Below are 10,249 nucleotides of genomic sequence, written 5' to 3'. Positions count from 1 at the left end.
TAAAACAGGCGCGGGTAGTCTAGAATAACGCCAAAATTTCCAGATCTTTCAGGTAGATAAAATGCCAAAGTTTTTGCATACGGCAGACTGGCAGATGGGCCGGGCCTTCACCCGTTTCGAGACCGAAGACGGTGCAGCCCTGGTCGAGGCCCGGTTCGAGGCCATTGAAACACTTGCTCAACTGGCCAACGAACATCAGTGCGACGCGGTACTGGTGGCCGGTGACGTCTTTGATGCCCAAACGGTTTCTGATCGCACTATCAGGAGGGTATTCAACGCCACAAAGGGGTTTGCCGGCCCCTGGGTCATGCTGCCAGGCAACCACGACGCCGCCCTGGCAGAGAGCGTGTGGACCCGAGCCCAGCGCCTTGGTGCGGTACCGGAGAACGTACACCTCGCCCTACAGCCCGGCGTGATAGATCTGGAACCCCGGGGCCTGAGCATCCTTTGCGCGCCCCTGACTCAGCGCCACACCTACGGCGATCTGACCGAGCCATTCAGCGGCTACGAAACACCTGAAGATTTTCTCAGAGTCGGCCTGGCCCACGGCAGCGTCCAGGGCCTGTTGCCGGACGAGATTGATTCAACCAATCCCATTGCACCAGACCGAGCCGAAGCCAGTAGGCTCGATTACCTAGCCCTGGGCGACTGGCACGGCACCAAACAGATCGATGAACGCACCTGGTACAGCGGAACGCCTGAGCCGGAACGGTTCCGGAACAACGAAGCGGGGAATGCCCTGATCGTTGAAGTGTCTGAACCCGGAGCAACCCCGAACGTAACCTCACTCCCAACGGGGCGGTATCAGTGGCACCAGTGGCGGGAAACCCTGGCGGTGCAGTCTGATCTGGACCAACTGCTGGAGCGGTTGAACGCCTTGCCGGAATCCGCCGTTGTTGATCTGCGGCTTGAGGGTTCGATAACCCTGGCTGGAGAAGAAACGCTCCTAAAGGCGCTCTCGGTGGCTGAAGCCCGATTCCGCAGCCTGCGGTGCGAACGCAGCGGGCTCCAGCTTGCGCCGACCGACGAGGACATCGCCGCCCTGAAGGCGGACGGGTACGTGGGCGAAGTCGTCGAAAGCCTGCGCGAGCGTCAACAAGAGGGCGCGCAGGATGACGCCGCCCGGGACGCGCTGGCCATTCTGGCAGGACTGCTCAGAGAGCGGGAACAGGAGGCCAGCCAATGAAACTGCAGCGAATGCGCATTGAACAGCTACGCCAGTTCCGCAAACCCTTTGTTCTGGACAACCTGCAACCCGGCCTCAACCTGATTCACGGTCCCAATGAGTCCGGCAAAAGCACCCTGGTGCGTGCCATCCGTGCCGCATTTTTCGAGCGCTACCGCTCAACCGCCGTTGACGACCTGCGCCCCTGGGGGGATTCCGCCGCGGCGCCCACCGTTGAACTGGATTTTGAGCACGAGGGCCGTTCCTGGCATCTCACCAAGAGCTTCCTGCAGCGAAAACGCTGTGACCTGAAAGTAGGCACCGACACCTACAGCGAAGACGACGCGGAAGAAAAACTGGCCGAGTTGCTGGGCTACCAGTACCCGAAGCGCGGTGCCAGCAAAGCCGAACACTGGGGCATACCGGGACTGCTGTGGGTGGAGCAGGGCACCGGGCAGGACATTGAGCAGGCTATCGAGCATGCCGGGGACCATCTGAAGTCCGCCCTTAATTCCATGGTCGGAGAAGTGGCCAGCTCCGGGGGCGACGACCTGATCGAGACGGTTCGCAGCCAGCGGGACACCCTGCTGACCGGTACCGGCAAGCCCCGGGGCGATTACCTGAAACTGGAAAAAGACCGCGCTCAATCTGAACTTGAAATTGAAGAGCTGAAGGAGCGGGTGCATAAATACCAGGAGCAGGTCGACCGGCTTGGCAAACTGGCCCAGGATTATGATCAGGCCGAGGCCGAGCGCCCCTGGGAAGACGCCCAGCGCCAGCTGGAGGAGGCCCGGGTGCGTTATCAGCAGGTTGAGCGCCTGGAGCAACAACAGAACCAGGAGAAAGCTACGCTCAGCCAGCTGCAGCAAAACCACCGCCTGTTGCAGCAGAACAAGGAACACCTTGAAGGGCTCAGTCGCCAGCTTGAAGGCCGAAAGGCCGAACTGGACCGAGCGGAGCGAGACCTCGCCACCGCAGAAGCCCAAACGCCGATGATTGCAGGTCGTTTGAGCGAAGCCAGAACCGCCTATGAGCAAGCGGAAAAGCAACGCAAACTGGCGGGCTTGCTGCAAACGCGACAAAGGCTGGAGCAGGATGTCCGCCGGCTTGAACAGCAAAAACAAGTGCTGACCCAGAACCTCGCCAAAGCGAGGGACTACCACCAGCAGCTGGAGCAGGCCAGGCAGCAGGCTAGAGACAACCGCATTGATCCGGCCGCGGTCAAAAACCTGAAAACCACGGCGAACCAGCTGAACGAAGAAACCATTCGTTCACGGACCATCGCCACCCGCTTGAGCTGGCAGTTGGAAGCCAGCGCATCCCTAACCCTGAACAACGAGCAACTGGCCGGGCAAGGCGAGCAGCAGCTTCTGGAAGAATCCACCCTGGTGATCCCGGGCGTGGGTACCCTGGGCATAACCCCCGGCGGCGAAGAGCTGGCCAGTACTCGCCGGAAGCTCAAAACCCTCGAGGACAGCTTCGCCGAACAGCTGAAAACCCTCGGCGTGGCATCCGTTGAACAGTCCGAAGACCGGCTGTCAGCCTTTGAAAGCGCCGGAAGAGCCCAGAAGCACGCTGAAGATTTGCTGAAATCCGTGGCACCGGCCGGCATTGAGCAACTTGTCTCCGAACAGAGCGAGGCGGAAAGCGAACTGGCGAAAGCCAAAAGCCAGTTGCAGGCCACGCCAGAACCGGACCAGAAAGAGAACGTACCCGCCCTGGAGGAGGCAGAAGCCGCTTTCGTTCAGGCCGGCACCGCGCTGGACAAGGCCGAATCCGATGAGCGTGAGCACCAGGCAAAGCGGTCGGCACTGAAGCAGGCGCGGGACAACGCTAAAACCGAATGGCAGCGGCTGGCGGATGAAGAAAAGAGCCCGGAACGGCAACAGCAGCTTCAGCAAATCACCACCGACCTGGCGAACCTCGAAAAACAACAGGCCGAGCTGCAAGCCAGCCTCGAACGCCGCGAACGGGAAATCCGCGAAGCCCGACCGGACTTTCTCATGCAAGACATCGAACGCTACCAGAATGCGGTCAATCAACTACGCCAGACCCAGGAAAACCGCGGGCGTGAGCTCAGGGATATCAAAGTCAGGCTTGAAGCCTGGGGTGCCGAAGGGCTGGAAGAACAGCTCAATGAGAAAGAGGCGGAGTACGACCAGTGCAATCGCCGCTATCAGGAATTGCACCGCCGCGCCCAGGCCCTGGATCTGCTGCTGAACCTGCTCACAGAAAAACGCCAGGCCCTCACACGCCGCCTGCAGGCACCGCTGCAAAAGCACCTCAACCATTACCTGTCGGTGCTTTTCCCCGAAGCCTCCCTGGAAGTCGACGAACAGCTCCGGCCCGGCACCTTCAGCCGGGGCAGCGAACTGGGGCAGATTACCGAACTGAGTTTTGGCGCCAGGGAACAGATGGGCCTTATCAGCCGCCTGGCCTATGCCGATCTGCTGCGGGAAGCCGGAAGGCCAACCTTGGTCATCCTCGACGACACCCTAGTCCACAGTGACAGCGACCGCCTGGAAGATATGAAACGCATCCTGTTCGATGCGGCGAGCCGGCATCAGATACTGCTGTTTACCTGCCATCCGGAGAAGTGGCAGGACCTGGGGGTGCCGCCTGTGGATATTCAGGCATCGAAGGAGCAAGGGGCTTAATCCACGTAGCCGGTTGGTGTGGATAGCACCCAAAAGTTTGTTGGCCGCGTCTTGTCCGACTGGTAGCCTGGTTTGAATAGACTTCAGGCTAACTAGTCGTAAGGGAACGATTTGATGAAGGATACGCTGGCCTATTACAACAACAATGCCGATGCGTTTGTGGAATCAATGTTCCAAGTCAGCATGGAGGAGCTTCACCTGGAGCTCCTTCCGCAAATTCCCGAGGATGGAAATATTCCGGATGCGGGTTCTGGTTTGACGGAACAGGGCATCAAAGGAGCCATTTTACGTTTTTTGTTTTTCGAGAACTGGCAATCGAGCATCGCGGATCCAAGTGTTTACGATATAACCTTTTCGGCGTCAATTAGTAAAACCTGTGCTCGAATTAGTTAAAGACCTTGGAAACTGTAACTTTCTCTTGCAGTATTGAGGCAATAAAAAGTACGAAGCAGGCTAATCTTTTGCTGGCGGCCAGAGTTTGAACGGGGTCTGATAGCGTAGGGAGAGCCGCTCGAGAAAACGTAGGATTCATGGATAGGTTGTAGGTAGTGATATGGATCGAGAAGTAGAGCAGGCCTTGCCCATACGAGAAGTCGATGCAACCCCGTATGCCGCTTCACTTATTGAGGGGCACAGGGACTTCGGTTACAGCCTTGATACAGCGTTGGCAGATGTTATCGACAATTCAATTTCTGCTGGCTCGACTTCTGTCCAGCTAATTGCAAACACTACCGCTGAAGAACCATCGATTATTATCGCGGATGATGGTTCTGGCATGTCTGAGACTGAGCTTGTCGAAGCTATGCGTCTTGGGTCCAAGAATCCTTCAGATAAAAGAGCTTCGGAGGACCTTGGGCGCTTTGGTCTTGGTCTGAAAAGCGCCAGCTTCTCCCAGTGTCGATCACTCACAGTATTATCCGTTAAGGATTCTAAGACTTCCTGCGCTCGCTGGGATCTGGATCGGGTATCTAAACGCAATGACTGGTCTCTCGAATTGCTGGATGATCATTCCTCTGTCCCCGGGCTTGAGTTTTTGTCTGCTGATGGGACAGTTGTTGTGTGGGAGAAGCTAGATCGTCTGGTTGGAGGGTATGGAGACGACCGTGCAAAGCGCGTTGGACACCTGAATGAGGCACTAGGATTGGCCGAACGCCATTTGAGATTGGTGTTTCATCGATTTCTCGAAGGAAAAAACCAAAGATACGCATTTCACTGAATGGCAGAGAGCTTAGGCCAATAGACCCAATGGCTTCTTCACATCATTCGACTCAAAAATTACCGGAAGAAGTCTTGATGTTGAGCAAGGGCAAGGTGCGAATTCGTTGCTACACCTTGCCACACCATAAAAAGATGACTCGCCAAGAATGGGACGAAACGGGAGGTCCCGAGGGCCATTTGAAATCCCAAGGTTTGTATATTTATCGGGAGAATCGGCTCATCATATCCGGAGGTTGGCTTGGCCTAGCCCGACAGACTGAGCTGACAAAGTTGTGCCGGATTGCTGTTGATATCCCCAATACCATGGATTCTGATTGGAAAATTGATGTCAAAAAGGCATCGGCCCAGTTACCCCCCCAAGTACGCGACCGTCTGAAAAAAGTAGTTGAACATTTTGTTGGTACTTCAAAGCGCACATATCGAAGGCGAGGCCAACAGCTGGTAGACGAGACCAAGCAGCCTATTTGGAACCGACTTCAGAAAGATGGGCAAGTTTTCTTCCGCCCAAACATCGACCATCCGGTTTTTGAAGCATATGCAGCTCAGCTACCAGACCATCTGAGGGAAGGGTTCTATCGTTGTATAAGAATTGTTGGATCGGGGTTGCCGATTGAGACTTTGCATGCCGAGTTGGTGGGCAATGCTGAGTCGGTGATTGCAGACCAGGCTGACGAAGCAGATCTTCGACAATTGGTTACCTCCATGGCGGAGGCATTGAGCGACTCAGGTATCCCGCCTGACGCTATGCCCGGTGTAATGCAGAGCCATCCAGTTTTACGTGACAACTGGTATGTGGTTAAAAAGTTGATCGAAGATTACCTCGGTCAACCGGATCTTCCTGATACAAGGGTTTAGCATGACGGTCAGTAGCTATGATCAACTAGTTAACGTTGTCGAATCTGCTTTATTCAATCAACCGCGAAAAACGGAAGAGGAACTACGAGATCTGATTGGAGCTCTCGCTAAGGCTGTTGCTCCGGGCTTAAACCCCGACACGTTGGAGCAAGTCGCTCGAGAAATAGAAACGAAGCAGGGCATTAAAGCAGGTTTAGGAGCCGTTGTTGATGGGGACGAATTTGAGCCTTGGCTAGACGATGCAAAAGTCAAGATCGAACCGTTCTATTGGCAAAGATATCAGAAGCTTCTGCTGCAAAATGGTCTACCCAGAGATGTCGTTACTTCTACGGACAAAGTCACCGATAAAATCCTGGGTCGGTTAGGTGATCCCGAAAAGCAGGTGCCTTGGGATCGTAGAGGCATGGTTGTTGGACATGTTCAAAGCGGGAAAACGGCAAACTACACTGGGCTGATTTGTAAGGCCGCAGATGCGGGATATCGACTGATTATTGTGATTGCGGGAATTCACAACAATCTTAGAAATCAAACCCAGGCGAGAATAGATGAGGGCTTCATTGGTCGCGACACAGGACGCAGTCAAGAGCGAGGAAATGGAGGCGCTAGGCATAAAATTGGGGTGGGGTACTTTGATTTCAGTAGAACGCCGGTAAGCTTAACAAATACGATTAAAGACTTTAACAAAGAGACTGCATCGACGAATACAAGTGAGATCGGCTCCTACCAAGTTCCTGTAGTATTGGTTATCAAGAAAAACCACCGAACACTGGAAAACCTTTTAGATTGGCTGAGAGATAATAGCGCGAGGGGTGATCGTGAAATGATTGATCAGCCCATGCTACTTATTGATGATGAAGCTGATAATGCATCTATAAATACGGCATACAACAAAAAGCTAATAACAAAAATCAATGGTCAAATTCGAGATCTTTTGAGCATGTTTCATCGGAGTTGTTACGTCGGATATACTGCGACTCCGTTTGCTAATATATTTATAGATCCTGATGAAGATGACAAGATGTTTAATGAGGACCTTTTCCCGAGAGACTTTATTATCGGTTTGGATGCCCCCACGAATTATTTTGGTCCTTCGAAAATATTTATCGATGGTTTGCCTGATGATGATGAGCCAAAATGGCTGAGATATATAAGCGATAATGAAGATATCCTGCCAATTAAACATAAGATAGATCATGTTCTAGACAGCCTTCCACGGTCTCTTTTGACGGCTTTGAGAACCTTTTTGCTATCCCGGACAATAAGGAACTTGAGGGGGAACGATTCAGCACATTGTTCAATGCTAGTAAATGCAAGCCGCTTTACTGCCGTACAAAGCAAGTTAAGAAACCGAATACACGAAGCTTTAGATCGTATCAAAGATTCGGTGAGGATTAATGCCTCTCTTGGTACTTCCGGCTTGTCCGACCCTGAGCTTTCAGAGCTAAAAAAGGTTTGGCAAAGGGAGTACTCAGAAACAGAATTTGAATGGGCAGACGTGCAAGCAGCTTTGTTCGAAGCAATCGCGGCAGCGAAGGTCGTTGAAGTCAATAGTAGAGCCAATGATCTTGATTACTCGCAAGGCGGTGAGAGAGGCCAAACAGTCATCGCGGTAGGTGGGTTTTCATTATCCCGAGGCCTAACACTGGAGGGTCTTACTGTAACTTGGTTCCTTCGAAATACCATGATGTATGACACGTTAATGCAGATGGGTCGATGGTTCGGATACAGAGACGGTTATGAAGATTTATGCAGGATATGGATGCCAGAAGAAGCAATAGACTGGTATGCATTTATTGCTGAAGCGGCAGATGAGCTGCACGATGAGCTAAAAATTATGGAGCAGGCTAAGGCAACGCCGAGAATGTTTGGTCTGGCGGTCAGGAGCCATCCCGCGTCTCTATTGGTTACTGCAAGAAATAAAATGGGCGCAAGCGCCAAGGTAATAACAAAAGTCGGTTTGTCAAATCAGTTTATTGAGACGGCTAAAGTTAGTGTTCATCAAAAAGACATAGATGCAAATAAGAGAAATGCCAAGATTTTTGTTGATAGTTTGTTGAAACTGGGAAAAGATTATGAGCAAAATAATTGGGGGTATTTGTTTAGGGATGTTCCTGTTCATGAAATTGACCAATTTTTAGCAGGCTGGAGAAATGCAGACCAAAGTGTAACGACAGATACCCCTCCAGTTCGTGAGTACATTAATGCGCGATCACAAGGTGAGCTGGCTTTTTGGGACGTATTGGTGACGAGCAAACAAAGTGGCGAAGAAGATAGCTGTTTAGGTTTGCCAATAATACCGGCAGAGCGAACAGTGAGCTTTGGAGAGCCAAAGCTGCACTACATGGCGTTTAGCGGTAAAGGCATGCGCCTTGCGTCAAGAGGGATAGAAAAGGCTGGCCTTAGCGACTCTGAAATCAAGGAGGCGGAATCTAATTACTTGAACAAAAATGAAGCTAAGGCTGGGAAAGGGAAGGTGAACTTTGCCGACAAGATCTACCGAGAGGTCAGGAAAAGGGGCCTTTTCATACTCCATCTTGTTAGCCCAAAAGTACCGGAACAGCAAAAAAACGAACGTCAGCAGGATCTTATGCCAAGCGAAGCTGTAATCGGATGGGGAATAAGTCTGCCTAGATCTTCTCGAGCAGAGGAGACCGTAGAATATGTAGTAAATGCCGTGAGATATAAAGAACTCTTTGGCGATGAGGATGAGGATGAGGATCAGGAGGCTGATGATGACAGCGACAAATGATCCTTGGAACAAGCTGACCAATGATGAAGCTCGACGTGTAAATATGGCTGGCCGGTTCGACTTCTTTTGGGTTGTCCTTGAAAAGCGAACACCAGGATTGATGCTAAGACTTCCACAGTTGCCACTATCACCTCCAAAGCTACCAAAACTAAAAAATCTGACCCTATCTTTTAGAAACGCTGGTTCTTCGCCGGCGTTTGTAATTGCTTTGAATGAGCGTAGTCAGATCGAAATTTTCGAGACGCTATGTAGAGATGTGGTCGCTGCTGGTGAGGCTGCAACTAATGTTGATGAAGCTTTGACTCGATCGCTTCAGCGAACCCAGCGTTGGCACTATTTGTTGAGGGGCGGGAGTAAAAGAGGCCTTTCGGTTGAAGAGCAGCGGGGTTTGGTGGGAGAACTGGCCTTTCTTAGAGAGTTGGCAGTCGGACTAGGTGCTGATTCTGCAATAGAGGCGTGGAAAGGCCCATCAAAATCATCGAAGGACTTTGAATTTATTGGATGTTGCATAGAAATTAAGGCTCGTAGGGTTGCGGCAAAACCATATGTTTCGATCTCATCCGAAGAGCAACTAGCCGATGTAGAAGGCTGCAGACTGTTTCTCAAAGTATTTAATATTTCGTCTGCAATTTCGCCAGACGGGCTCACTTTGCATGATCACGTAAAACTTACTGCTACACACTTTGAAGATTCGATAAGTGTGTTCGACCAGTGGGAAGAAGCGATCTTCACAACTGGATATGATCCGGAGAATGATTATTCGGAGAGACGTTGGCATCTCGGGGAGTCCCAAACCTTTGAGGTTGTTGAGGGGTTCCCGCGGGTTGCCGTGCCACTTCCTGTTGGTGTCGGGATGGTAAGGTATTCATTATCCCTTGAGGCTTGCTCGAGTTTCGAAACCAACGTCGACTTAATCAAAGTAATCAAGGATGGTCCGCGTAATGACTGAACTACTTGAATTTCACCATCAACTCATTGCTGATATTCAAGGTGATGCGGATGCTATGGGATTAGTAACGGCAGAAGCCTTTTTTGAGAAAGTGGCTGATTTGCTATCTGAAGCTGGTGAAGTCGATGAGGCTGATCGAGCATATTATGAGGGTAAATATTCAGTTCATCAGATGCAGGTAGATGGCTACGGTGGAGATCCTAGTGATAATTCTGGCGTCTTAACCTTAATCGTCTGTGATTTTGGTCTGAGTGACGAGATTCGGGTATTGAACAGACCGCATGTGGAGCGTTTGCAGAATCGACTTTTCCGGTTTCTTGTATCCAGTATGAAGCCAGACTTCAAAAATCAGCTGGAAGAGACAAGTCCTGGTTTTGGATTGGCTGACCTTATTTCGACTCGTTGGAACATGATTGAGAAGGTCAAGCTGGTAGTTGCGACGAATGGCAACTTCAGTGCTAGGTCTGATGCGGAGCCTCTTGATCCAATTGACGGCAAGCCAATCACGTTAAGTGTTTGGGATCTTAAGCGACTTAAACAATTTATGGATCAGGGTCAGGCACGAGCTGATCTTCAGATCGATTTTGAGCAGGATTTTGGGGGAGGAATACCTCTCTTGAAAGCGTCCGCAGGAGATGGAGCTCTTGAGAGCTACT

7 protein-coding genes and 1 pseudogene are annotated in these 10,249 nt (G+C 51.6%); all 8 read left to right on the top strand.

Going from position 1 to position 10,249, the window contains the following annotated elements; translation table 11 throughout:
* The first annotated feature begins 61 nt into the window (after nt 1-61).
* Complete coding sequence (locus KYE_RS14085) at nt 62-1,186, top strand: metallophosphoesterase family protein (RefSeq protein ID WP_008174571.1); 1,125 nt, start codon at nt 62-64, stop codon at nt 1,184-1,186.
* On the top strand, nt 1,183-3,822 hold the full coding sequence (locus tag KYE_RS14080; protein ID WP_008174569.1) for an AAA family ATPase: 2,640 nt from the start codon (nt 1,183-1,185) through the stop codon (nt 3,820-3,822). Before KYE_RS14085 ends, KYE_RS14080 begins: the two co-directional genes overlap by 4 nt.
* Before the next feature lie 114 nt (nt 3,823-3,936).
* Entirely contained in the window at nt 3,937-4,215 is a 279-nt protein-coding gene (locus KYE_RS14075) for a hypothetical protein (RefSeq protein ID WP_008174568.1), read from the top strand.
* 160 nt (nt 4,216-4,375) lie between these two features.
* Nucleotides 4,376-5,038 carry an ATP-binding protein gene (locus tag KYE_RS22015; RefSeq protein ID WP_227497847.1) on the top strand — a complete coding sequence of 221 codons (663 nt, stop codon included), beginning with the start codon at nt 4,376-4,378 and terminating at the stop codon, nt 5,036-5,038.
* Nucleotides 5,039-5,067: 29 nt separating this feature from the next.
* Nucleotides 5,068-5,895 carry a hypothetical protein gene (locus KYE_RS22010; RefSeq protein WP_227497846.1) on the top strand — a complete coding sequence of 276 codons (828 nt, stop codon included), beginning with the start codon at nt 5,068-5,070 and terminating at the stop codon, nt 5,893-5,895.
* 1 nt (nt 5,896) lies between these two features.
* Nucleotides 5,897-8,644 (top strand): Z1 domain-containing protein, encoded by a 2,748-nt coding sequence (locus KYE_RS14065; RefSeq protein WP_008174566.1) that lies wholly within the window; start codon nt 5,897-5,899, stop codon nt 8,642-8,644.
* Nucleotides 8,628-9,593, top strand: coding sequence for a PD-(D/E)XK motif protein (locus tag KYE_RS14060; RefSeq protein ID WP_008174563.1), 966 nt, complete (start codon nt 8,628-8,630; stop codon nt 9,591-9,593). The genes KYE_RS14065 and KYE_RS14060 overlap by 17 nt, the downstream gene beginning before the upstream one ends.
* Nucleotides 9,586-10,249: pseudogene (locus KYE_RS14055) on the top strand (hypothetical protein); the annotation flags it as partial. The gene KYE_RS14060 and the pseudogene KYE_RS14055, both read left to right, overlap by 8 nt.

The sequence above is a fragment of the Marinobacter manganoxydans MnI7-9 genome, assembly GCF_000235625.1.
Taxonomy (GTDB): Bacteria; Pseudomonadota; Gammaproteobacteria; order Pseudomonadales; family Oleiphilaceae; genus Marinobacter; species Marinobacter manganoxydans.
Note: the sequence above shows the minus strand (reverse complement) of the source record. Positions and strands in the feature narration are given on the sequence as shown.

Bases quoted from the DNA above. Each gene is read 5' to 3' on its own strand.
- KYE_RS14085 (WP_008174571.1), top strand. From the start codon at position 62: ATGCCAAAGTTTTTGCATACGGCAGACTGGCAGATGGGCCGGGCCTTC.
- KYE_RS14080 (WP_008174569.1), top strand. From the start codon at position 1,183: ATGAAACTGCAGCGAATGCGCATTGAACAGCTACGCCAGTTCCGCAAA.
- KYE_RS14075 (WP_008174568.1), top strand. From the start codon at position 3,937: ATGAAGGATACGCTGGCCTATTACAACAACAATGCCGATGCGTTTGTG.
- KYE_RS22015 (WP_227497847.1), top strand. From the start codon at position 4,376: ATGGATCGAGAAGTAGAGCAGGCCTTGCCCATACGAGAAGTCGATGCA.
- KYE_RS22010 (WP_227497846.1), top strand. From the start codon at position 5,068: ATGGCTTCTTCACATCATTCGACTCAAAAATTACCGGAAGAAGTCTTG.
- KYE_RS14065 (WP_008174566.1), top strand. From the start codon at position 5,897: ATGACGGTCAGTAGCTATGATCAACTAGTTAACGTTGTCGAATCTGCT.
- KYE_RS14060 (WP_008174563.1), top strand. From the start codon at position 8,628: ATGACAGCGACAAATGATCCTTGGAACAAGCTGACCAATGATGAAGCT.